Source organism: Streptomyces sp. NBC_01214, assembly GCF_026340975.1.
In the GTDB taxonomy this organism is placed as follows: Bacteria; Actinomycetota; Actinomycetes; order Streptomycetales; family Streptomycetaceae; genus Streptomyces.
The window spans coordinates 949,718-971,733 of record NZ_JAPEOS010000003.1 but is presented as its reverse complement, the minus strand read 5'-3'; the positions used below and the strand labels follow the sequence as shown (position 1 = coordinate 971,733).

Sequence of the window (22,016 nt, the reverse complement as noted above, 5' to 3'; positions counted from 1 at the left end):
TTCGCTCCCGTACCCCTCGCCGCAAGCCGTACGATGCGTTCTGCTCCGGCCCACCGCGGCCCGAGCCACAACCGAATGCATGCACAACTGGGGGAAGCCGGTGGGAATCCGGCGCTGACCTGCAACCGTGAGCGGCGTCCGAAAGCCGTGAGTCGGAGAACCCGGGGTGCGATGTGCACCGCTTCCCACTGTCACGGTCTGCAGTACGAAGCCCCAGCCCGGCCCGGCACCCCCGTGCGCCCTCCTCAGGGGCGCCCGCACGAGGTGTGCACGGGTGCGGGTCGGAGGGTTCGCGCGAGCAGACCCGAAGATCCGCTCAGGAAGGCACTCCATGCGCCAGACCCTCGTCCGCCGCTCGGTGGTCACCACGCTCGCCCTCGGTCTCGCCCTCGCCACCGCTCCGGGCGTGGCCGAGGCCAAGCCGAAGCCGAACACGAACGCGGCCGTCAAGGTGAACCTCACCGTCCAAGGGCCCGACGGGCTGCTGTTCAAGGGCAAGGTCAAGACCAAGGGCCACGACGTCACCACCGCGACCGGTGGCACCCACAAGTGCGACGGCACCAACGGCGGCGCCAACCCGTCCAAGGTCCCCACCCCGACGGCCGCCCTCGACGACGCCGCCCACAAGAAGGGCTTCACCTGGGACGGCACCTGGTACGCGTCGTTCGAGGACTTCTCCGTCGACACCATAAAGAACGTCAGCGGCGGCGGCTCCGCGTACTGGAGCATCGCCGTCAACGGCACCCCGACCCCGGTCGGCGGCTGCCAGTTCAAGCTCAACGCCGGCGACCAGGTCTCCTTCACCTGGACGTCCTTCTAGCCGGCGCCGGCCCGGCCGCCGTGCCGGTGCCGTACCGGCCCGACAGGGACCGGCACGGCACCGGCGGGGGACACTCCCCACGCCGACCGGTCCGACCAAGCGCTACCGGGACCGACCGGAGTCCGCGAGAAGGGTGTCCCGGACGGTCGCCCAGTGCAGCGAATGGCGGATGCCGTCGACGATCGAGTACTCGGCCCGCCAGCCCAGGAGGCGTTCCGCACGGTCGCTGCGGGTGTAGGCGCCCACGACGTCGCCCGGGCGGGCATCGGCCTCGATCGCCGAGATCGGCGTGTCGGCCACGGAGTTGAAGGCCGCGACGAGTTCCTTGACGGTGGTCCCGGTGCCCGTGCCGAGGTTGATCGCCAGGGAGGGGTCCGCGTCGGTCAGCAGGGTGTCGAACCGGGTGAGGGCAGCAACGTGCGCGGACGCCAGGTCCCAGACGTGGACGTAGTCACGGATGCCCGAACCGTCCCGCGTGCCGTACGTCGTGCCCGTGACGCAGAAGTCGCTTCCGTTCTCCATCGCCTGGATCATCTTGCCGAGGGCGTGGCTGGGGTGGCGGAGTTGCAGACCCGTGCGCATCTTGGGATCCGCCCCGATCGGGTTGAAGTACCGCAGGGAAAGAATCTTGATCGGCTGGCTGGCGGCGATGTCGGCGAACATGGCCTCGCAGACGGCCTTCGTCCGGGCGTAGGGGCTCTTCGCGTCGATCGGAGAACTTTCGTCCACGGTCAGGTCGTCGCCCTCCCGGTAGATCGAGGCCGAGGAACTGAAGATCATGCGGCTACAGCCGTTGCGCAGCAGGTGCGCGACGAACTCCAGGCTCTTGGCCACGTTGGCGCGGTAGTAGCCCACCGGGTCACCGACGGAGTCGGGCACGACGATGAGCGCGGCGCAGTGGACCACGGCCTCGATGTCGGGGTGTTCCGCGAAGACCCGGTCGATCAGCGCACCGTCCGCGATGTCACCCTCGTAGAAGGCCTTGTCCCGGGCGAATTCACGCCTTCCGGTGACGAGGTTGTCGAGGATCACCGGAGTGATCCCGGTGTCCGAGCAGGCCGACGCCACCGTGCTGCCGATGAATCCGGCACCGCCGGCGATCAGAACCTTCATGTGCGATCCCACCCACTTGTCATCGGGACACTGCTGATCCGTCCGAGCCTACGGGCTGTCCCGCGGCCCCGGTGGAGCGGCCCGCCGGGTGCGGGCCCGGAAGGGGCCCCGGGCCCGAAGGCCCGGGGCCCCACCGGGTTTCGCTGCTCAGACGCCCCAGCGCAGGGCAATGGTGTCGCCCAGGTTGATGACCTTGCTGCGGACCGCGCCGGCGAACGCGGAGCCGTCGACGCTGACCTTCCAGGTGTTGGAGCCGCTGTTGGCCTTGCCGTTGACGGCCGTGACGGTGCCCGTGCCCGACGAAGGGGTCACGCTCGTGACGCAACCGGCCGGAGTCGCCCCGGTGGTGGCCGCGTTCAGGACGTCGCCGAGGGTGGTCGTCGTGCCGGTCGGGGTGAAGGCCACCGAGCAGACCTTGAGGTTGCCGGCGCCGTCGTCGACGGTCAGCGCCAGCTTGGTGGCCGTACCGGCGGTGAAGGTGGGCTGGGCGACCCACTGCGGGGCGCCGGGGGTGACCGGGACGGGCGGGGCCGTGGTGAAGCCGCCGCCCGCGACGGCGCGCAGGGCGTCGATGGAGGAGTAGGCGGAGGGGACGGTGTCGGAGGGCTTGTACTTGAAGCCGCCCGCCGGGTTGTACTGGTTGGCTATCAGGAAGTCGATCGGGGTCTTGCCGTTGGCGGTGAGGAAGTCGCCGGTCTGCGGGTTGATGCCACAGGCGTTGAGGCCCGCGACACCCCAGCCGTTGGAGCTGGTGTTGACCCCGTACATGGAGCTGAATGCACCGGAGTTGGCGACGAGCTTGCCCTTGAGGAAGTTCTTGGCCTGGACGACGTCGGCGTCGGTGTTGGGGACGCCGGAGACGCAGAGCGCGGCCATCGCGGCGCCGGTCATGTCGACGTCGCTCGCGGAGTTGAGGACGGTGGGGTTGCCCTCGGCCTTGTTGTAGGTCCAGCCGCCGTCGACGTGCTGGTTGGCACGGATGCGGGTGACCATCGAGTCGGTCAGCGCCTGCGGAACGCGGGCGCCGCCCGCCTGGGTCTTGGCGCCGCCCAGCGAAAGGCCCGCGAAGATCGTGCCGTTGAAGTTTCCGGAGGGGCCGAAGTAGCCCGCCTCGGCGGTCTGCCAGTAGGAGTAGACGTTCGCGATGAGGTTGCGCGAGGCCGACACGCGGGCCGGGTCGATGCCGGCGGCGTACGCGTTCAGGGTGCCGCGCTCGTAGTCGGTGACCACCGGGGAGGCCGACGGCCAGCCCGCCGTGGACAGCAGGTTCCGGTAGACGGTGCGGGCGTTCTTCGTCGTGTCCCCGCCCGGGGCGACGTCGACGACCGCGGTGCCGGCGGCGGCGAAGGTACTGAACGCCCACTCGTTGGACAGACCGGAGCCGGCGTACGAACCGTCGGCCGCCTGGAGCGACTTGAGGTAGGCGACGCCGTTCGTCTTGGACGTGGCGATCTGCGCGGGCGACGAGGTCGCGAAGGCGGGCAGCGCGGTGAGGGCGAAGGCGCCGAGCGTGGCGGGCACCGTGAGCGCGAGGCGGCGGGAGGTACGGGGACGGGACATGGCCTGCTCCTGGAATCGGCGGACGCCGGCCTTCCCGGGCACCTCGCGATCACCGTACGGGCGTACGGCCTGGCAGGGCCGGGGGCCGCCGTCCGGAACGCGTGGTACGGCTGCTGTGCTGCATCGCCGTTTGGGCATTCGGGCTCGGAAACGGCCCTCGCCGCCCCCACACCGCTGCGCGTCAGCTCCGGCATCGCACCGGATTCCCCCATGTGGCAGCCCTGGACGCTACCCGAGTGATCAAGGGACCGCCAGCCACCCGGTCCGTGACGCCGACCGCATCCGTCCGGGTTGGTCCGCTGAGACTTGTGCCACCTTGACGCTGCGTCGGAATCCGTGTTGCACTCCGGCTGATAACTGCTCAGTACCAGGGGAAGCCGGTCGAATTCCGGCGCTGACCCGCAACCGTAGGCCCGGTCAGCCCGGGTGAGCCGGAATGCCTGGGACTGGGTCACAGTACGAAGAGCGCCGTCGCGGATTGCGGTGTGGTCGTCGCAGCCTCTCTCCACGGCAACAGGGCCGTGCGGGGGTGCATCGCCACGTACGCAGCCGCCCGGCAGAGACGAGGGCCGCGGTGGGGACCGAACAACAGGCGGAACGGCAGTCGGGGACGAGGCGGCGATTGCTCTCGCTCGTGACCGCGGGCTTCCTGACGCTCGGCGCGGGAGCGGCCTTCCTCACGGACCCTTCGTCCGCGAACGCCGATCCGATCGAGCAGTGCACGGCCACCACCGGCGCCGTCGTCGCGGTCGACTTCGGGCCTTTCGGCGGGAAGGTCGAACGTGGCTGCGACACCACGCCGACGACCGGCTACGAGCTGCTGCAGACCGGCGGCTTCACGATGGAGGGCACCGTCCACGACGGCCCGGCCTTCATCTGCCGCATAGGCAAGGGCACCGGTACGCAATACCCCACGCCGGACAAGGAGAACTGCGTCCACACGCCGCAGGCCACGGCCTACTGGTCGTACTGGACTGCTTCGCCCGGACAGCGGAAGTGGTCCTACAGCCAGCTGGGAGCCATGGCCCGGACCCCGAAGCCCGGCGATGTGGAGGCCTGGGTCTACGGCGGTACCGACCTTGCCGGCACCAAGGGCAAGCCGTCCTTCTCCCCCGACGACATCCGGGGGTTCACCACCCCCGACCCGACCGTGCCGACGGCCCCGCCCAAGGTGCCCGCCGGTTCGGTCGACGTACCCGCGACCACCCGGTGGGTCACCGGGATACTGGCGGAAGGGGACCGCGTCGTCGACGAAGGCTCCACGACCCCGAACCACTTCCTCACCACGGAGGCCGTGTTCGCCCTCACGGCGGCCGACCGCAAGAGCCCGGTGGCGAAGAAGATCGCCGACTTCCTCGCGACGCCCGCACAGACCGACGCCTACGCCTACCCGGCCGGCAAGGACGGCATCCCGGACGCCACCGCCGCGGCCCGGCTCGCGCTGGTCGCCGAGGCCACCGGCAAGGACCCCCGCGCGTTCGGCGGGCACGACCTGCTCGGCGACCTCGTGAAGTACGCCTGCCCCCGCGACATCGGCGACGGCGAGACGGTCGAAGGCTGCTTCACCAAGGGCGACTTCCGTACGACGGGACAGGCCGACGCCCAGGCCATGGCCGTCATCGCCCTGGTCAACGCCGGTGTGACGCCCCCGGCCGGCTCCGTGGCCCGGCTGACCGTCCTCCAGTGCGAGGACGGCGGATTCACCAGCGTCCTCATCCGGCCCGGAACCGAGGGGGGGTGCGAGAGCGAAGCGGGCGCCACCGGCCTGATCGCCCTGGCCCTGGAACGGGCCGGCGGCCACGAAGCGGTGCTCCAGAAGGCCCGCGGGTACCTGAAGAGGTCCCAGTTGGCGACCGGCGCGTGGCCCGCCGTCTCCTACGAGACGACCGGCAACCCGACCGCCACCGCCTGGGCCGCGCAGGCGCTGCGTGCCCTCGGCGACGAGGCGTTCGCGGACGCCGGCGTCTCCTGGCTCTCCGAGCACCAGCTCGCCAAGGGCGGATTCGGCTTCGCGGAGGACGACACCGATTCAAGGGTGCACCCCACCGCGACCGCCGCTCTCGCGGGCGCCGGCAGCGATCTCGCCTCCGTGACCGCCAAGCCGGCCGAACCCCCGACCACGCCCACGCCGCCGGCCGGTGAGGGACCCGACGCGAAGAAGGGCGTCGCGTACCTGACCGCCCCGTCCCAACTGATCCAGGGCCGTTTCTACGAGAGCCAGCCCGGCACGGGCTTCGCCGATTACGGCATGACCATCGACGGCGCGTATGCCCTCGCCGCCACCGGCGGGAACAACGCCGCCCTGCGCAACATCGTCGATTTCATGGACAAGGGCGGCAAGGACGGCCAGAAGCGCGGCATCCACGACTGGACCCTCATCGGCACGAAGTACGCGAGCGGCGGCGCCATCGGCAAGACCGCCGTACTCGCCGAGGCCGTGGGCCGCGACCCCCGCAACTTCGGGGGACAGGACCTGATCGCCGCCCTCGCCAAGATCACCTGCCGGGCCAAGACCTCGACCCGCCAGGAGTGTGCGGCCAAGGGCAACTACGCCTACGCCACCTCCGTCTTCAAGCAGTCGCTCGGCGTCATGGCGCAGGTCCGCGCCGGCGAGACGGCCGCCGCAGCCGAGCCGATCGCGTACCTCAAGAGCCTCCAGGACCCCTCCGGGGGCTGGGTCAGCCTGATCGGTGAGCCCAGCACGACCGAGGTCGACTCCACCGCCATGGCCGCCATGACCGTGGACCTGCTGCCCGACGCCGCCTCGCAGGCTTCCGTGGACAAGGCGCTGGCCTGGCTCGCGGCGCAGCAGAAGGAGGACGGCGGATTCCAGGGCGCCTCCGGGAACTCCGTCAACTCCGCCGCCCTCGCCATCCAGGGGCTGTCGCTGGACGCGCCCAAGTACGGCGCCCAGATCGCCAAGGCCCGCACGTTCCTGGCGAGCCAGCAGAACGGCGACGGCGGCTTCAACGTCACCAAGGGCGGCCAGCCCGGTTCCGACCTCCGCGCGTCCACCCAGGCGGTCGGCGGCGCCACCGGCATCTCCTTCGGCCTGCTGACCGGCGACCTCAGCGGCACCACCCCCGAGCCCATCCCCAGCACGTCCGGAGGTACCTCTGCGGGCACCTCCGGAGGCACCTCCGGCGGCAACGGCTCGCCGGTCATCGTGACGCCGGGCGAGAGCGACGGCGGCGCGGGTTCTGCCGGTGGCTCCGGATCGGCCAGCGGTCCCCTCGCCTCCACGGGCGCCCGGGTCGGCACGCTCGCCGCCGTCGCGCTGGTCTTGACCGTCGGCGGTTGGGGCATCACCCGCGCCGCGAAGCGCCGCCGCCGGACGGGAAGTGGAGCATGAACCGCAACCGCGCACTACGGGCCCTGTCCCGTACCGCTGCCGCGCTGGGGCTGACGGTGGCGGCCTTCGCCGCCACCGCGGCCCCGGCGGGGGCCGCCCCGCAGCCCATGGGGCAGTGCACCACCTCCTCGGGCGTCGTGCTCGCGGTGGACTTCAGCCGCTGGGGCGGACCCGTCTACCGCTCCTGCGGTACGACCCCCACCACCGGCTACGAGCTGCTCAACCAGGGCGGCTGGGCCACGACCGGCACCGGCCACGACGGGCCCGCCTTCATCTGCCGGATCGGCTACAGCGGCCACCAGGGCGGCAAGCAGTTCCCGACCCCGCAGCAGGACGACTGCGTCCTGACCCCGCCCGCCTCCGCCTACTGGTCGTACTGGCACGCGAACCCCGGCCAGAACACCTGGGAGTACAGCCAGCTCGGCGCCATGCTCTACAAGCCGAAGCCCGGCAGCGTCGACCTGTGGATCTTCGGCGGGACGAACATCGAGGGCACCGAGGGGAAGCCCACGGTCACCCCCGACCAGCTGCGCGCCAAGAACACCAAGCCGACCGGCGGCCCCGCGCCCAAGGACACCCGCACGGCGGCCCCGCTGCCGCCGAACGTCAAAACCGGCCCCAAGCCGGAGAACCCGCCCCCGGCCGCCCCGCCGACGACCACGGCGCCCAGCCCCACGGCCTCGGCGAGCCCCTCGGCGTCGGCAAGCTCCTCGGCCTCGGCGAGCCCCTCCGAAAGCGTCTCGCCCACGCCCTCCGCGCCACCTTCGTCCAGCGCGCCGGCTGTGGCCGCGCCCGGCCCCCAGGTCGTCGAGGCGGCTCCCGCCGCCGACGCGAAGCACGACGTCGGGTCGTACCTGCCCGCCGTCGCCACCGGAGCGCTGGTGCTGCTGATCGGTGCCGCCGCCGTCTTCGCGGCCAAGCGCCGCCGCCGTACGGAGTAGCCGCGTGTCGCGTACCGCCCCTACGGCAACCGCGGCCAAGCCGCCCGCGTCCGGCCTCTCGCCGGACGCGGGCGGGCGCCGTCTGCCCCGTACCCTGCACCCGGTCGCCTGGTGGATCTGGGCGCTGGCCCTGGCCACCGCGGTGAGCCGCACCAACAATCCGCTGCTGCTCTTCCTCGTCCTCGCGGTCCTCGGCTACGTCATCACCATGCGCCGTACCGAGGCCCCCTGGGCCCGCGGCTTCAAGTACTACCTCTACCTCGCGCTCACCGTCGTCGCGATCCGGGTGACCTTCCGTGCGATCTTCGCCACCGGCATCACGCCCCGCGACCACTTCCTCTTCTCCCTCCCCCACATCCCCACCCCCGATTGGTACGCGGGCATCCAGCTCGGCGGACCCGTCTCCCTCGAAGCCCTGCTCTCGGCCGCCACCGACGGACTGCGGCTCGCCTGCATGCTGTGCTGCATCGGCGCCGCCAACACCCTCGCCAACCCCAAGCGGGCCCTGCGCGTCCTGCCCGGCGCCCTCTACGAACTCGGGGTCGCCGTCACGGTGTCCATCAGCGTCGCACCCCAACTGGTGTCGAGCGTCCAGCGCGTCCACCGGGCGAGGCGCCTGCGGGCCGGCCGTACGAAGGGCCTGCGCGCCCTGCGCGGCATCATCGTCCCCGTCCTCGAAGACGCCCTGGAACGGTCCCTGCGGCTCGCCGCCGCCATGGACTCCCGCGGCTACGGGCGCGCCGGAACCGCCACCCGCCGCTCCCGCCGGCTGACCGGAGCCCTGATGCTGCTCGGCATGTGCGGCCTGTGCGCCGGGGCCTACGGGCTCCTCGACGCCACCGCCCCGAAGCTGCTCGGCCTGCCCGCGATGGGCGCCGGAGCAGTGCTGTGCTTCGCGGGACTGCGCCTCGGCGGCCGCCGCATCACGCGCACCACCTACCGGCCCGACCCCTGGCACTTCGCCGAATGGGCCGTCGCAGGCTGTGGGATCCTCTCCGCCGTCCTGCTCTTCACGAACGTCGGCTTCAACGCGGCCGAGCTCAACCCCTCCATCTACCCCCTCAGCTGGCCGACCCTGCCGCTGGTCCCGGCCGCGGCGATCCTGCTCGCCGGCACGGCCGGCTTCCTTGCTCCGCCCCCGACCGTTCCCGCCCGCCCGGCGGTCCCGGCACCACGCACCGAGGAACCCAAGTGATCCACTTCGACCAGGTCACCGTCCAGTACGAGGACACGGCCGAACCGGTCCTGCGCGACGTCGACCTCACCGTCGAGGAGGGCGAACTCTGCCTCGTCGTCGGCCACACCGGCGTCGGCAAGTCCACCCTCCTCGGCGCGGTCAACGGACTCGTCCCACACTTCACCGGCGGCACCCTCTACGGACGCGTCCTCGTCGACGGCCGGGACACCGCCGAGCACCCGCCCCGCGAACTCGCCGATGTCGTGGGCGTCGTGGGACAGGACCCGCTCGACGGCTTCGTCACCGACACCGTGGAGGAGGAACTCGCCTACGCCATGGAACAGTTGGCGATCCCGCCGGCCACCATGCGCAAGCGCGTCGAGGAGACCCTCGACCTCCTCGGCCTCGCCGACCTCCGCCACCGCGCCCTGCACGAGCTCTCGGGCGGCCAGCAGCAGCGCGTCGCCATCGGCTCGGTGCTCACCGCCCACCCCCGGATCCTGGTCCTCGACGAGCCGACCTCCGCGCTGGACCCGACGGCCGCGGAGGAGGTGCTGGCCGCCGTCACCCGTCTGGTGCACGACCTCGGCGTCACGGTCCTGCTCGCCGAGCACCGTCTGGAGCGCGTGGTCCAGTACGCCGACCGCGTCATCCACCTCCCGGGCGACGGGCGCGTCGTCTGCGGCCCGCCCGCCGAGGTCTTCCGTACGTCGTCCATCGCGCCGCCCATCGTGGAACTCGGCCGTGCCGCCGGCTGGGACCCGCTCCCCCTCTCGATCCGCGACGCCCGCCGCGCGGCCGCGCCCGTACGGACCCGGCTCGCCGGCACGACGCCCTCACCGGTACGGCCCGGTCCCGCCGCCGACCCGGTCGAGCTGTTGAAGGCCCGCGGGGTGACGGTGACCTATCAGGGCGTCCCGGCCGTCCGCGAGGTCGCCCTGCACCTGCGGGGCGGCGAAATCACCGCACTGATGGGCCGCAACGGCTCCGGCAAGTCCTCCCTCCTGTGGGCGCTCCAGGGCTCCGGCCCCCGCAAGGCCGGCACGGTGTCCATCCCCGCCGCCGACGGGGGCAAGGACGCCGACCCGCAGAAGCTGTCCGCCGCCGAGGCCCGGCGCCTCGTCGGCCTGGTCCCGCAGACGCCCACCGACCTGCTGTACCTGGAGAGCGTGAAGCAGGAACTCGACCAGGCCGACTCCGAGTCCGAGGTCGGCGCGGACGCCCCCGCGGCGCGCGAGATCCTCGACCGCCTCGCGCCCGGGATCGACGACGCCACCCATCCCCGCGACCTGTCCGAGGGGCAGAAGCTCGCGCTCGTCCTCGCCATCCAACTGTCCGCCGCGCCCAAGGTGCTGCTCCTCGACGAACCCACCCGCGGCCTCGACTACCGCGCCAAGGCGGAGCTGATCCGCATCGTCGACGATCTGGCGGCCGAGGGCCGCGCCGTCGTCATCTCCACCCACGACGTCGAGTTCGTCGCCCGCGCCGCCGACCGCGTCGTGGTCATGGCCGAGGGCGACATCGTCGCGGACGGCCCGACCGGCGAAATCATCGTCGCCTCCCCCGTCTTCGCGCCGCAGACCGCGAAGATCCTCGCCCCGCTCCCCTACCTCACGGTCGCCCAAGTGGCCTCCGCCCTCCCCGACGACGAGACGGACCGGGCCTCATGAGCACCGCCGCACGCACGGCAGCGATCCGCATCAACGCGCGGGCCGGCATCGTCATCGCCATGGCCGCGTTCCTCGGGGTCGTCGCGTTCTTCTGGCCGTTCCTCGTCGCGCCCGGGAAGTTCGGCTCGAACTACGCCCCTCCGCTGATCTTCGGCGTCCTGCTCGTGATCGTGCTGTGCGTGGTGATCTCCGAGATCGCGGAGGGCGGGATCAACTCCAAGGCCCTGGCCATGCTGGGGGTGCTGTCCGCCGTCAACGCGGCGATCCGCCCGCTGGGCGCGGGTACGGCCGGCATCGAGACGGTGTTCTTCATCCTCGTCCTGGCCGGCCGGGTCTACGGTCCGGGCTTCGGTTTCACCCTGGGCTGCACCTCGCTGTTCGCCTCCGCCCTCATCACGGGCGGGGTCGGGCCCTGGATGCCGTACCAGATGTTCGGCTGCGCCTTCGTCGGCATGCTCGCCGGCTTCCTCCCGAAGGCCTCGGGCCGCCGCGAGATCGCCGTGCTCGCCCTCTACGGCTCCGTCTCCGGCTACCTCTTCGGCTTCCTCCTCAACCTCTCCTTCTGGCCCTTCTCCCTCGACCCCAACAGCTCCATCGCGTACCTGCCCGGCCTCCCCTTCACCGAGCAGTTCCAGCGCTACCTCGCCTTCGACCTCGCCACGTCCCTGGGCTGGGACACGGGCCGCGCCGTCACCAACTTCATCTGCATCACCCTCGCGGGACCGGCCGTCCTGACCACCTTCCGCCGCGCGGCCCGCAAGGCCCGCTTCCAGGCCCCGGTCCACTTCCGGACCGGCGCACGCCCCTGACCGGATCCACACCCTCCCTTTATTGCATATAGATTGCAGTTGCATAAGATGAGCAAAAGAAGGTGGAGAGCAGTGAGCGGACCAGTGGTGCTGGGGATCGAGTCGTCGTGCGACGAGACCGGCGCGGGAATCGTGCAGGACGGCAAGCTGCTCGCACACGTGGTGGCGTCGAGCATGGACGAGCACGCCCGTTTCGGCGGCGTCGTGCCCGAGATCGCCGCCCGCGCGCACCTGCACTCCTTCAACCCGGTCGTCCGGCAGGCCCTGGACCGGGCCGGACTGCGGCTGAAGCAGATCGACGCGGTCGCCGTCACCACCGGACCCGGCCTGTCGGGCGCGCTGCAGGTGGGCCTGGCCGGCGCGAAGACGCTGGCGTACGCGGCCGGGGTGCCGCTGTACGGCGTCCACCACCTGGCCGGGCACGTCGCCGCCGACACCCTCGAGCACGGACCGTTGCCCGACCCCTGCGTGGTGCTGATCGTCTCCGGCGGCCACACCTCGCTCCTGCTGGTCCGGGACCTGGTCCGCGAGCCGATCCTGCACCTCGGGGACACCCTCGACGACGCGGCGGGCGAGTGCTTCGACAAGGTCGCCCGGATCCTGGGCCTGCCGTATCCGGGCGGTCCCGCCATCGACCGGGCCGCCCGCGACGGCGACCCGAAGGCCGTGGCCTTCCCGCGCCCGCTGACCCGGCCCGGGGACGACCCGTACGCCTTCTCCTTCTCCGGCCTGAAGACGGCCGCGGCGCGCTGGGCCGAGAAGCACCGGCAGCGCGGCGAGGAGCCGCCGGTGGCCGACGGGGCCGCCGCACTGCAAGAGGCGGTCGCGGACGTACTGACCCGCAAGGCGCTGGCCGCCTGCCGCGACTACGACGTGAAGACGCTGGTCGTGGTCGGCGGCGTGGCAGCGAACTCGCGGGTCAGGGCCCTCGCGGAACGCCGATGCGCCTCGGCCGGCATCGAACTGCGCGTTCCGCCCATGACCCTGTGCACGGACAACGGCGCCATGATCGCGGCCGTCGGTGACCTGCTCGTCCGCTCCGGGGCGCAGCCGGCCCCGCTGAACGTGTCCGTCGACCCGTCCGCACCGCTGGAGTACGCCTCCCTGACCCCGCTCCCCGCCCCGTTGGTCAAGGTCTCCTGACGGACCCCCACCACCGCCCCGCGACCCCGACCGGTCCGCTGCCGACGGGTGCGTTCGGCACGCGACCATCCGACAGAACCGTTGAGAGGAAACACCACATGAGGGGCATACGCCCGCTGTCCGCGCTGCTGGCCGTGGCCGCCGCACTGCTCGTCCCGGCCTGCGGCAAGGCCCAGGACCGCACCGCCGCATCCGGGCCAGGGGTCGAAGGGTTCCCCGTCACCGTGTCCAACTGCGGGGTGGAGAGCACCTATCAGCGCCCGCCGCAGCGCGCGGTGTCCCTGAACCAGCACGCCACGGAGGTCATGTTGGCGCTCGGGCTGGAGAAGTCGATGGTGGGCACGGGCTACCTCGACGACAAGATCCTGCCGGAGTACCAGGCCGCCTTCGACTCGGTGAAGGTGCTGTCGAAGGAGTACCCGTCCTTCGAGGCCCTGCTGGCCGCCGAACCGGACTTCGTCTACGGCGGGTTCGGCTCCACCTTCGCCGAGAAGGAGGGCCGTGGCCGTCCGGCCTTCACCAAGGCCGGGATCAACACCCACCTCAACATCGAGGAGTGCCCGGCCGGGCCGGTGACCATGGCCACCATCGACGAGGAGATCCGCACCGTCGCCAAGATCTTCGGCGTACCGGACCGGGCCGAGCAGCAGGTGGACGCACTGCACGGCACCCTCGACCGGGTCGACGGCAAACTGGCCGGTGTCGCCCCGACCAAGCTCTTCGTCTACGACAGCGGCGACAAGACCGCCTTCACCGCGGGCGGCAAGGGCATCGGCAACGAGCTGATCAAGCGGGCCGGCGGGGCCAACCTCTTCGCCGACGTGGACAAGGCCTTCGGAGACGTGTCGTTCGAGCAGGTGGCCGAGCGTGCGCCCGAGGTCATCGTCATCTACGACTACGGCGACCAGACCGTCGAGGACAAGAAGAAGTTCCTCCTCGCGAACCCGGCGCTGAAGGACGTACCCGCGATCAAGAACGAGCGGTTCGCGGTGCTTCCGCTCTCGTCGACCGTGCTCGGTGTCCGCGTCCCGGCGGCCGTGGAGTCACTGGCCCACCAGATCCACCCGGACCGCTTCCGGTGACCGAGACGACGGACGCGGGCCGGGCGCTCCTCGCTCCGGGGAGCGCCCCGGCGGCCGCGGCCCGCCGCCGAGCCGTTCCCTACCCCCTGCTGCTCGTGGCCCTGGGCATCCTGCTCGCCGCCATCGCGACGGCCGGTATCGCGATCGGTTCGATCAACGTCCCGGCCGGCCAGGTCTGGGGGATCCTGCTCCACCGGATCCACCCGGTCCTCGCCGAACCGACCTGGACGCCGGTCCGCGAGACGATCGTCGTCGACGTCCGGCTCCCCCGGGTGCTGCTGGCCGGCGTGGTGGGTGCGGGCCTGTCCGTGTCGGGCATGGCGCTGCAGGCCCTGGTCCGCAATCCGCTCGCCGACCCGATGCTGCTCGGGGTCTCGTCCGGCGCGTCGGTCGGCGCAGTGCTGGTCCTCGTCTTCCACGTGACCCTGTTCGGGATGTTCTCCCTGCCCGTGGCGGCGTTCTGCGGAGCCCTCGCCGCGCTGGTCGCGGTGTACTTCCTGGCGCGCTCGGGCGGGCGGATGACCACCGTGCGGCTGGTGCTGGCGGGTGTGGCCATGGCCGAGGTCCTCTCCGCCGTGGCCAGCTTCCTGATCGTCACCTCCAACGACCCGCAGAAGACGCAATCGGCCTTGCGCTGGATGCTCGGCGGGCTGGCCGGCACCACCTGGACGACGGTGTGGATCCCCGTCGGTGCCGTGCTCCTCGGCACGGCCGTCCTGCTCGGGGTGTGCCGGTCCCTCAACCTGTTGCTGGCCGGGGAGGAAGCCGCCGCGGCGCTGGGGCTGGACGTCCACCGCTTCCGCGGCGCCCTGTTCGTCCTGGTCGCCCTGATGATCGGCACCATCGTCGCGGTCAGCGGCCAGATCGGCTTCGTCGGGCTGATCCTGCCGCACGTCGTACGCCTCCTGGTGGGCGCCGACCACCGCCGCGCGCTGCCCGCCGCCGCCCTCCTCGGCGCGAGCTTCCTGATCGCCGCCGACCTGGGCGCGCGCACGCTCATGAGCCCGGAGGAGATACCCGTCGGCATCCTGACCGCCCTCGTCGGCGGCCCGTTCTTCCTCTGGCTGATGCGACGGAAGGCGGCGCGATGACCGACGGACCGATCCCCGAGCCCGGCGCGCTCGACGCCGAGGACGTCACGGTCGTGGTGAACGGCCGGACCCTGGTCGACCGCGTCTCCCTGCACGTGGCACCCGGGGAGGTGCTGGCGCTCGTAGGCCCCAACGGCGCGGGCAAGTCGACGCTGTTGCGCACGTTCTACCGGGTGCTGCGCCCCACGTCCGGACGCGTCCTGCTGGACGGCGAGGACGTGTGGCGGATGCCCGGCAAGCGGCTCGCGCAGCGCCTCTCGGCCGTGCTGCAGGAGACCGCGGGCGACTTCGAACTCAGCGTCTACGAAGTGGTGGCGATGGGACGCACCCCGCACAAACGCGCCTTCGCGGGCGACGACGCCCATGACCGCGAGATCATCACGGGCTCGTTGGAGGAGCTCGATGTCGCTGCCTTGGCGCACGCGCCGTTCGACCGCCTCTCGGGCGGGGAGAAGCAGCGGGTGCTGATCGCCCGCGCGCTCGCCCAGCGCACCGGGACGATGGTGCTGGACGAGCCGACGAACCACCTGGACCTGCGCCATCAGCTCGATGCGCTCCGACTCGTCCGCAGGGTCGGGGTCACCGCGGTGATCGCCCTGCACGACCTCAACCTCGCCGCGTCCTTCTGTGACCGGATCTGCGTGCTGGACGGCGGCCGAGTGGTCGCGACCGGAACACCGCAGGAGGTCCTCACCCGGGACCTGCTGGCCGAGGTCTACCGCGTCGAGGCGGAGGTGTCCCGGCATCCGGGCTCCGGGATCCCGCAGGTCACCGTGGTCCCCGAAGTCCGCCGTGACGGTCGGCCCGTGGAACGCGGGCACGCTCCGTGAGCACGGTCCGCCCGCCGCGGGGCGGCGGGCGGACCGCGTGCGGATCCCGGAGGGTGCTGGTCAGGAGCCGGGCTCGGCCAGCGTTCGCAGCCGGCGGGGGCCGGTGCGCCCACCGGTGTGGTCGCGTCGGGGCGGTCGGCGAGCCTCGTGGAGGGGGTTGGTCGTGGTCGGCGCTCCGGTGCCGATGCCGGGCAGGCCGGCTGGCACGGGGAGGTCACCGTAGGAGCGGTCGGCGGTGGCGACGGGGGCGGGCGCGATCGTGCAGACCGGCGGCGGTTCCTGGGTGACGCGGACGTTGATGATGGCGGACGTTGATGATGAGCGGGCCGCAATGCCGTCGGCGGCTGCGGGCAGCGTCCCGCCCGGCCTGCCCGGCCTGCCCACGAGCGCTACCGCGGCGCCGCGTCCCCACCGCCACCGGCCCGGGCGGCGCCCGCGACCCGGCGCCGGACCTGGTCCTCCTGGGCGAGGCGGCGCAGCAGCTCGAACACCGGGGCGCAGATCGCGAAGACGATGACGGCCCGCTCGGCCAGGGCCACCGGGTCGTCCAGGCCGGCCGCCCGCTCCAGGTCCAGGCGGGCCACGGACTCGGCCAGCCTCGCGTAGGCGGCGAGTTCTCCCGGGGCGTACTGGGCGTCCAGCCGGCGCAGCTCCTCCAGCGCCGCCGTCAGCCCCTTCACGTGCGGTGAGGTACCGGGGGCCTGCCAGTCCAGCGCCGTGAGCAGCTCGGCCACCTCGGCACCGGCGGTCGCGTCGGCCCCGGCCTCCTCCCCGGGGCCCGCGGCGCCCTGGGCCGCCACCGGCACCGGGAGCGCGTAGCTGACCGCGCCGAGGGCGCTCTCGGAGCTGTGGGCCTGGTCGACGGCCCCGAGCACCTCGCGGGTGGCGGCGATGGACAGGCCGCCGAGCGTGGTCAGCGCCTTGATCAGCCGCAACCGCTGCGCGTGCTCCTCCCCGTACTCGGCCAGGGTCGCAGCCGTCGCCCGCCCTGCGGGCAGCAGTCCCTGCCGCAGGAAGTACTTGATGCTGGCGACCGGCACGCCGGTCCGCCGGCTGAGCTCCGAGATTTTCATACGGCTTCCCTGCTGGTCATGCGGTCCGGTATCCGGCATCGGCGATTGGACACCACAGCAAGATACTGCCACTATCCAGTAACTGGATACCATAAGTATCCAACCCTAGGAACGCAGCCGCACCGGAGAATCGATGCCTCATCCCACGCCCCCCTCCGTGCTCCGCCGACCCGCACTGTGGATCGGAACGGGACTCATCGCCGCAGTGGTCTCGATGCTGTTCGCCCTGCTCTACGTGGGCGGCAACGTCAACCCCCGGGGCAACCTGCGCGACCTGCCCGTGGCCCTGGTCAACAGCGACGCCGGCGCGGAGATCGGCGGCCGCCCCGTCAACCTGGGCGAGCAGGTCGTCTCCGGCATCCAGAAGGCCGCCCAGGGCGACAAGAGCATCGACTGGCAGGTCGTCAGCCGCGAGGAGGCCGACAAGCGGCTGGGCCGGGGCAAGGTCTTCGGCGCCCTCGTCATACCCGCCGACTACTCCGCCACGGTGGCCGGGCTCACCGCCCCGCAGCCCGCGCCCCAGGGCAAGGCCGCCCCGCCGACCATGACCGTGCTGACCAACCAGGCGGCCGGCAGCATCGGCTCCTCCATGTCCTCCCAGGCCGCCCAGAAGGCCGCCCACGCCGCCTCGGCCCAGCTCGGCCAGGAGCTCCTCAAGCAGGCCGCCGCCCAGAAGACCCCGCTGCCGACGGCCGCCCAGCTCAAGCTGGCCGACCCGGTGACCGTGACGGTCGCCGACGGCCACCCGGTCGGCGCGCGCAGCGCCATGGGCCTGAGCGCCTTCTACTACGCGCTGGTCCTGGTCGTCTGCGGCATGCTCGGCGCCAACGTGGTCAACTCCCAGGTCGACACGGCGCTCGGCTACCTGCACACCGATTTCGGCCCGATCCGCAAGCGCGAACCCGTACAGCACACCAGCCGCGTCCGCACCCTGGCCATCGGCATCGCGCTCATGCTCGGCCTGTCCCTGGTGATGGGCACCCTGGTCGAGGTCGCCACGGTCGGCATCCTCGACATGGACGCCTCCCACCTCGGCCTGCTGTGGCTCTACTCGGTCGCCACCATCGCGGTGGTCGGCATCGGAAGCCTGGCCCTGTTCGCCGCCTTCGGCACGCCCGGCATGCTCCTGGCCACCATCGTCTTCGTGGCGATGGCCGTACCCTCCTCCGGCGCCACCGTGCCGGTCCAGGCACTCCCCGGGTTCTTCCGCGCCCTCGCCGAGTTCGAGCCGCTGCGCCAGGTCACCGAGGGGCTGCGGTCCCTCCTCTACTACGGGGCCCAGGCCGACGCGGGCCTGACCCGGGCCTGGGGCTCGATGGGTGTCGCCCTCGTCGCCGCCCTGCTGTTCGGCTTCGCCGTCGCCCGCCTCTACGACCGCAAGGGGCTGCACCGCATCCCCCACCCCGACACCGAAGCCGACACCGAAGCCGGCGCCGGGGCCCCCGCCGAAACCCCTGAGCCCCCGAAGTCCCCCGAGACCCCTGCTCCGGCCACGGCCTGAGTGGGCTGAGTCGACCTGGCGCGCGGGCGCCGTCGTCGATCCGATCGGGTGATCGGTCCCTGGGATTCCGGCGTCAACGTGCCACTGGTGTTCCCGTCAGGGCGTGCGTGAGGTGGTCGCCGAGGTGGGGCAGCCAATCTGGTCGCGCGTTACCGAGGAGGTGGTCGCCGTGCGGAACGGACAGGTAGGTGCCGTGCGGTGCCAGGCGGGCCAGGGACTCGCCGTTCGTCACGCCGGGGATGACGTCCTGGCCGCCGTCCACGACCAGCAGCGGGGCCGCGATGCGAGGTGCCAGGGCGGCGAGGTCCACGTGGCGTACGAACTCGCGTGCAGCGCCGCCTCCTCCGGCGCGTCGGGCCATGATGTCCCGTACTGGCGGCGGTAGTTCCTCCCAGTCCAGGCGGAAGGGACCGCTGACGGTGGCGACGGCCGCCACCCGCGGTTCCAGCGCCGCGGTCCGGGCCGCGAAGTAGCCGCCCAAGCTCATGCCGACGAGCCCGATGCGTGCGGCGCCAAGGGCGTCGATGGCCCGGCCCACGATCCGCTCGTAGTCCGGCACGAACGTCGTGGTGGCCGCGAGCGCACCTTGTCCGGGCCCGTCCATCGCGAACACCGCCAGTCCTCTGGCCAGCAGCGCGGAGACGAGGTCGAGGAACTCCTCCTTGGCCGAGTCCAGGCCGGGGACGACGACCACGGTCCCCGGCGCGTGGGAGGGGCCGCGCAGCCAGCCGGTGAATCCCTCCCCGCTCACCCGCCGTGCACCGGACTCCAACACGGTGAGAGCCCTGCTCAAGGCGTGATCCGCCTCGGCGGCGGCGCTATGTGCTTCCGGGTACGGCGCCAGCGTGGCCAGGTGGAACCACCGGGCCGCCGTCAACAGGTACTCGCCCGCGGAGCGGGGCGATCCCGCGCCCTGCGCGCGCCGGAGGTAGCCGTGTCCGGTGCGCAGGAAGGCCGGCCCCCAGCCGGCTACCGAGCTCAGGCCGTCGGTGACGCGCCGGTACTCGTGCGGGTCCACGCCCGCACCGGTGGCCCGGGTCCACTGGGCGGCAGCGAATTCGACGGCGCTCATCGTGCTCCTCCGATCAGCAGGACGGCCTTGCCGCGTATCCGGCGCTCGCGCAGGTCGACCAGGGTTTCGGCGGTCCGTGCCCAGTCGGCGATGCGGCCGATCTCCGGATGCAACCGACCCTGTTCCACGAGGCTCACCAGCGCCGAGAGATCGGAGCCGTACGGGGCGCCCGCGTAGTGGAAGTGCTGGATCGTGACGCGCTCGGGCCCGCCCAGGAGTTGGAAGAAGTCCAGGGACACCGGGGTGCGGCTCGCCTGGCCGAACCAGACGAGCAGGCCGCCCGGGCGGGCCTTCGACAGGGCGAGTGCCAGGTCCGGCCCACCCGTGGACTCCAACACGACATCGAACGGCCCCTCGGCCGCCGCGACATCGTGCACCACCTGCGCGCCCAGTTCCGCGAGCCGCGCGCCGCGCACCGGCGTCGCCGTCACTGCGGTCAGCTCGGCTCCGGCACCCACGGCGAGCTCGGTGACGTAGTGGCCGACGCCCCCCGAGGCGCCGGTCAGCAGCACCCGTCGGCCGGCCAGCGAACCGGCCGTACGCAGCAGCCGCAGGGCCGTGATCCCGGCCAGGGGCAGGGCCGCCGCCCGTGCGCTGTCGATGCTGTCCGGGAGAACCGCGAGCGAGTGCGTGGGCACGGCGGCGTACTCGGCCCAGCCGCCCTGCGCCGGGTGCCCGACCACGCGGGTGCCGATGCCGGGGCCGGAGCCGTCGGCCGCCGCCTGCACGACGAGCCCTGCGATGTCCTTGCCGGGCAGCAGCTCGGGTCGGGGGCGTTCGAGGAGGAACGTCTCGCCCCGGTTCGGGGCGAACGCCTCGACTTTGATCAGTGCCTCACCGGGCTCCGGCACGGGCTGGGAGACTTCGGCGAAGGCGACCGGGCGCGCCGCTTCTCCCGTGGGAATCAGTCTTTGCATGGAGGAGATGTAACCCCCGAGGCCGCCCCGCGATCCAACAACGAACGGGCAAGGCCGACAACTTCTGGTTGTCACCTAGGGTGGAAGCCATGGATCTCGACTTGGCGCAGGTACGTGCCTTCGTGCGCGCCGCCGAGGAACTGCACTTCGGTCGGGCGGCCGGCACGCTCGCGATCTCCCAGCAAGCACTGTCCAAGCGGATCGCACGGCTGGAATCCCTGCTCGGCACCGAGCTGTTCCGGCGCGACGGCAACGGCGTGAGCCTCGCTGAGGCCGGACGGCGCTTTCTCGCGCCGGCCCGGCAGACCCTGGCCGCCGCCGACGCCGCGGTCGCGGCGGTGTCCGGGAAGGAACGTCCGCTGCGCGTGGACGTCTGGGGGCACCTCTACGCGCCGATGCGGACGCTGGCCCAGGTTGCCGGACGAGCCGGGGAACTGGCATTGGGGCACGGGCGCGATCTGTCGTCGGTGACGACCGCACTGCTGCACGGCGACATCGACGCGGCCTTCGGCCGAGTCCACCCCCCGCTGCCCGCCGGGCTGACACACCGCCTCGTCCGCCTCGAACCGGTGGACGCCGTACTGAGCGCGGACCATCCGCTCGCAACCGAACCGGCCCTACGGCCGGACCAGTTGCGGGGCAGCGTGCTGTGGGTACCCGGCGTGCTGGACCGGTTCGACTTCCTCCACCGGTTCGCCGATCGGTTCGGCATCCGCAACAAGGCCACGGGCGTCAACCTCGGGCTCCCCCACTTCCTCGCCGAGGTGGCACAGGAGCCGCGATGCTTCTCCCTGGTGCCTGCCGATGTGCCCCTGCCACAGGTTCCCGGACTGCGCTCGGTCCCCCTGATCGATCCCACGCCGCTGTACGCCTGGTCGCTGCTGTGGCGGTCCGGAAACGGACACCCTGCGCTGAACGGCCTCGCCGCCACCTGCGCCGAAGAAGCGGGGCGGAGCCGATGGCTGGAGTACGACCCGACGCGCGACTGGCTGCCCGAACCACCCGCGAGCGGTCCCGCCCCCGCACGAGGATGACCCCGTCGAAGCGGACAACGCCCCGGGGCCCGTGAGCCGTACGCCGGCTGCCCGCCCGCCGCGGCGTCACCGCCGGCGGGCGAGCGCCGTCATCGCGGCGAGGTCCGTCTCCGAACGGGCGACCGGCACCTTGGGCCACAGCAGTTCGTACTCGGTCTGGATCCGGAAGACCTCGTCGGCGAAGCAGCGCACCACCTCGTCGGTGACCGTGCCCCGCTCCGCATGCTCGAAGAACTGCTCGCAGGCCTCCACGGCGCCTTCGCAGTCTTCGTCGAACTCGAACAGCGCACAGATCGCGTCGACGGCGAGCTCACGCGAGGTCAGATGGCCGATCCCGCAGTCGAGTCCGTCATCGTGGAGGTCGTCGGGGTACGGCGCACGGTGCCAGGAACCGTCCTCGAACCAGTAGACGCACTCGACCCTTCCCTGCTCCAGAAGGCCGTGCACCCGTTCATCGCGCACCCACCCGGGCGCCCCGGCGAGGAGATCGATCGGCGGCTCGTACCGCGCGACCTTGCTGGAATCGTCCTGCCCGAAGAGAACGGCGCGCCCGCCATGGGCCCGGATCAACGCCCACCGGCTGCACGCGCCGTCGTCATAGCGCAGCGCGTCGCTGCCGTCGAACCAGTACCCGTACCGGAAGCGCTCCTTCTCCTCCTCGGCGTTCCAGGTGGCCACGGCGAGCGCGGCCCAGCGCGCCCACAACGCGCCCGCTTCCGGAAGGTCCTCCGGCCGCCCCGGACGATGGATCTTCATCCCCACCTCGTACTCCCCAGTCCTCGCATCCGGCCACCGACACTATCCGCGACCGCCAGGCACGCTGACGGTGGA

At 72.1% G+C, this 22,016-nt stretch carries 19 protein-coding genes and 3 riboswitches; of the genes, 12 read left to right on the top strand and 7 right to left on the bottom strand.

The window, feature by feature from the left end; genetic code table 11:
- The first annotated feature begins 90 nt into the window (after positions 1–90).
- Positions 91–163, top strand: a riboswitch (cobalamin riboswitch).
- 168 nt (positions 164–331) lie between these two features.
- Positions 332–820, top strand: coding sequence for a DUF4430 domain-containing protein (locus OG594_RS40720; protein ID WP_266607415.1), 489 nt, complete (start codon positions 332–334; stop codon positions 818–820).
- A gap of 102 nt (positions 821–922) precedes the next feature.
- Here OG594_RS40720 and galE read toward each other — a convergent pair whose 3' ends face one another.
- Complete coding sequence (gene galE, locus OG594_RS40715) at positions 923–1,933, bottom strand: UDP-glucose 4-epimerase GalE (RefSeq protein ID WP_266607414.1); 1,011 nt, start codon at positions 1,931–1,933, stop codon at positions 923–925.
- 147 nt (positions 1,934–2,080) lie between these two features.
- Positions 2,081–3,493, bottom strand: coding sequence for a hypothetical protein (locus OG594_RS40710; RefSeq protein ID WP_266607413.1), 1,413 nt, complete (start codon positions 3,491–3,493; stop codon positions 2,081–2,083).
- Between the two features lie 132 nt (positions 3,494–3,625).
- Positions 3,626–3,702: riboswitch (cobalamin riboswitch) on the bottom strand.
- Between the two features lie 162 nt (positions 3,703–3,864).
- A riboswitch (cobalamin riboswitch) is annotated at positions 3,865–3,934 on the top strand.
- A gap of 133 nt (positions 3,935–4,067) precedes the next feature.
- On the opposite strand from OG594_RS40710, the gene OG594_RS40705 reads away from it, so the two are divergent.
- The 9 genes from OG594_RS40705 (at position 4,068) to OG594_RS40665 (ending at position 15,588) form a co-directional block, all read left to right on the top strand.
- Complete coding sequence (locus OG594_RS40705) at positions 4,068–6,845, top strand: prenyltransferase/squalene oxidase repeat-containing protein (protein ID WP_266607412.1); 2,778 nt, start codon at positions 4,068–4,070, stop codon at positions 6,843–6,845.
- Entirely contained in the window at positions 6,842–7,786 is a 945-nt protein-coding gene (locus tag OG594_RS40700; RefSeq protein WP_266607411.1) for a hypothetical protein, read from the top strand. Before OG594_RS40705 ends, OG594_RS40700 begins: the two co-directional genes overlap by 4 nt.
- A gap of 4 nt (positions 7,787–7,790) precedes the next feature.
- A complete protein-coding gene (locus tag OG594_RS40695) occupies positions 7,791–8,981 on the top strand; it encodes an energy-coupling factor transporter transmembrane component T (RefSeq protein WP_266607410.1) in 1,191 nt (396 codons plus the stop codon).
- Entirely contained in the window at positions 8,978–10,633 is a 1,656-nt protein-coding gene (locus OG594_RS40690; RefSeq protein WP_266607409.1) for an ABC transporter ATP-binding protein, read from the top strand. Before OG594_RS40695 ends, OG594_RS40690 begins: the two co-directional genes overlap by 4 nt.
- Positions 10,630–11,442, top strand: a complete 813-nt coding sequence (locus tag OG594_RS40685) for an ECF transporter S component (protein ID WP_266607408.1) — start codon at positions 10,630–10,632, stop codon at positions 11,440–11,442. Before OG594_RS40690 ends, OG594_RS40685 begins: the two co-directional genes overlap by 4 nt.
- A 48-nt stretch (positions 11,443–11,490) precedes the next feature.
- Complete coding sequence (gene tsaD, locus OG594_RS40680; RefSeq protein WP_266607407.1) at positions 11,491–12,585, top strand: tRNA (adenosine(37)-N6)-threonylcarbamoyltransferase complex transferase subunit TsaD; 1,095 nt, start codon at positions 11,491–11,493, stop codon at positions 12,583–12,585.
- A 98-nt stretch (positions 12,586–12,683) separates the two neighbouring features.
- Complete coding sequence (locus OG594_RS40675; RefSeq protein ID WP_266607406.1) at positions 12,684–13,667, top strand: ABC transporter substrate-binding protein; 984 nt, start codon at positions 12,684–12,686, stop codon at positions 13,665–13,667.
- A gap of 86 nt (positions 13,668–13,753) precedes the next feature.
- On the top strand, positions 13,754–14,758 hold the full coding sequence (locus OG594_RS40670) for an iron ABC transporter permease (protein WP_266608821.1): 1,005 nt from the start codon (positions 13,754–13,756) through the stop codon (positions 14,756–14,758).
- Complete coding sequence (locus tag OG594_RS40665) at positions 14,755–15,588, top strand: ABC transporter ATP-binding protein (RefSeq protein ID WP_266607405.1); 834 nt, start codon at positions 14,755–14,757, stop codon at positions 15,586–15,588. Before OG594_RS40670 ends, OG594_RS40665 begins: the two co-directional genes overlap by 4 nt.
- A 60-nt stretch (positions 15,589–15,648) precedes the next feature.
- Here OG594_RS40665 and OG594_RS40660 read toward each other — a convergent pair whose 3' ends face one another.
- Positions 15,649–15,972 (bottom strand): hypothetical protein, encoded by a 324-nt coding sequence (locus OG594_RS40660; RefSeq protein WP_266607404.1) that lies wholly within the window; start codon positions 15,970–15,972, stop codon positions 15,649–15,651.
- A gap of 5 nt (positions 15,973–15,977) precedes the next feature.
- Positions 15,978–16,661 (bottom strand): MerR family transcriptional regulator, encoded by a 684-nt coding sequence (locus OG594_RS40655; RefSeq protein WP_266607403.1) that lies wholly within the window; start codon positions 16,659–16,661, stop codon positions 15,978–15,980.
- Between the two features lie 133 nt (positions 16,662–16,794).
- On the opposite strand from OG594_RS40655, the gene OG594_RS40650 reads away from it, so the two are divergent.
- A complete protein-coding gene (locus OG594_RS40650) occupies positions 16,795–18,162 on the top strand; it encodes a YhgE/Pip domain-containing protein (RefSeq protein ID WP_266607402.1) in 1,368 nt (455 codons plus the stop codon).
- 73 nt (positions 18,163–18,235) lie between these two features.
- Here OG594_RS40650 and OG594_RS40645 read toward each other — a convergent pair whose 3' ends face one another.
- A complete protein-coding gene (locus tag OG594_RS40645; protein ID WP_266607401.1) occupies positions 18,236–19,234 on the bottom strand; it encodes a S9 family peptidase in 999 nt (332 codons plus the stop codon).
- Positions 19,231–20,151, bottom strand: a complete 921-nt coding sequence (locus OG594_RS40640) for a zinc-binding dehydrogenase (RefSeq protein ID WP_266607400.1) — start codon at positions 20,149–20,151, stop codon at positions 19,231–19,233. Before OG594_RS40640 ends, OG594_RS40645 begins: the two co-directional genes overlap by 4 nt.
- A gap of 89 nt (positions 20,152–20,240) precedes the next feature.
- Between OG594_RS40640 and OG594_RS40635 the strand changes: the two genes are divergently transcribed.
- Positions 20,241–21,185: a LysR family transcriptional regulator gene (locus tag OG594_RS40635; RefSeq protein WP_266607399.1), complete on the top strand. Its 945-nt coding sequence runs from the start codon at positions 20,241–20,243 to the stop codon at positions 21,183–21,185.
- A 66-nt stretch (positions 21,186–21,251) separates the two neighbouring features.
- Here the strand turns inward: OG594_RS40635 and OG594_RS40630 are convergent, their stop codons facing one another.
- Complete coding sequence (locus OG594_RS40630) at positions 21,252–21,941, bottom strand: hypothetical protein (protein ID WP_266607398.1); 690 nt, start codon at positions 21,939–21,941, stop codon at positions 21,252–21,254.
- Positions 21,942–22,016: the final 75 nt, after the last annotated feature.

Excerpts from the sequence above, each read along its gene's own strand:
- OG594_RS40720 (WP_266607415.1), top strand. The coding sequence starts at position 332 with ATGCGCCAGACCCTCGTCCGCCGCTCGGTGGTCACCACGCTCGCCCTC.
- galE (WP_266607414.1), bottom strand. The coding sequence starts at position 1,933 with ATGAAGGTTCTGATCGCCGGCGGTGCCGGATTCATCGGCAGCACGGTG.
- OG594_RS40710 (WP_266607413.1), bottom strand. The coding sequence starts at position 3,493 with ATGTCCCGTCCCCGTACCTCCCGCCGCCTCGCGCTCACGGTGCCCGCC.
- OG594_RS40700 (WP_266607411.1), top strand. The coding sequence starts at position 6,842 with ATGAACCGCAACCGCGCACTACGGGCCCTGTCCCGTACCGCTGCCGCG.
- OG594_RS40685 (WP_266607408.1), top strand. The coding sequence starts at position 10,630 with ATGAGCACCGCCGCACGCACGGCAGCGATCCGCATCAACGCGCGGGCC.
- tsaD (WP_266607407.1), top strand. The coding sequence starts at position 11,491 with ATGAGCAAAAGAAGGTGGAGAGCAGTGAGCGGACCAGTGGTGCTGGGG.
- OG594_RS40675 (WP_266607406.1), top strand. The coding sequence starts at position 12,684 with ATGAGGGGCATACGCCCGCTGTCCGCGCTGCTGGCCGTGGCCGCCGCA.
- OG594_RS40665 (WP_266607405.1), top strand. The coding sequence starts at position 14,755 with ATGACCGACGGACCGATCCCCGAGCCCGGCGCGCTCGACGCCGAGGAC.
- OG594_RS40655 (WP_266607403.1), bottom strand. The coding sequence starts at position 16,661 with ATGAAAATCTCGGAGCTCAGCCGGCGGACCGGCGTGCCGGTCGCCAGC.
- OG594_RS40650 (WP_266607402.1), top strand. The coding sequence starts at position 16,795 with ATGCCTCATCCCACGCCCCCCTCCGTGCTCCGCCGACCCGCACTGTGG.
- OG594_RS40645 (WP_266607401.1), bottom strand. The coding sequence starts at position 19,234 with ATGAGCGCCGTCGAATTCGCTGCCGCCCAGTGGACCCGGGCCACCGGT.
- OG594_RS40640 (WP_266607400.1), bottom strand. The coding sequence starts at position 20,151 with ATGCAAAGACTGATTCCCACGGGAGAAGCGGCGCGCCCGGTCGCCTTC.
- OG594_RS40635 (WP_266607399.1), top strand. The coding sequence starts at position 20,241 with ATGGATCTCGACTTGGCGCAGGTACGTGCCTTCGTGCGCGCCGCCGAG.
- OG594_RS40630 (WP_266607398.1), bottom strand. The coding sequence starts at position 21,941 with ATGAAGATCCATCGTCCGGGGCGGCCGGAGGACCTTCCGGAAGCGGGC.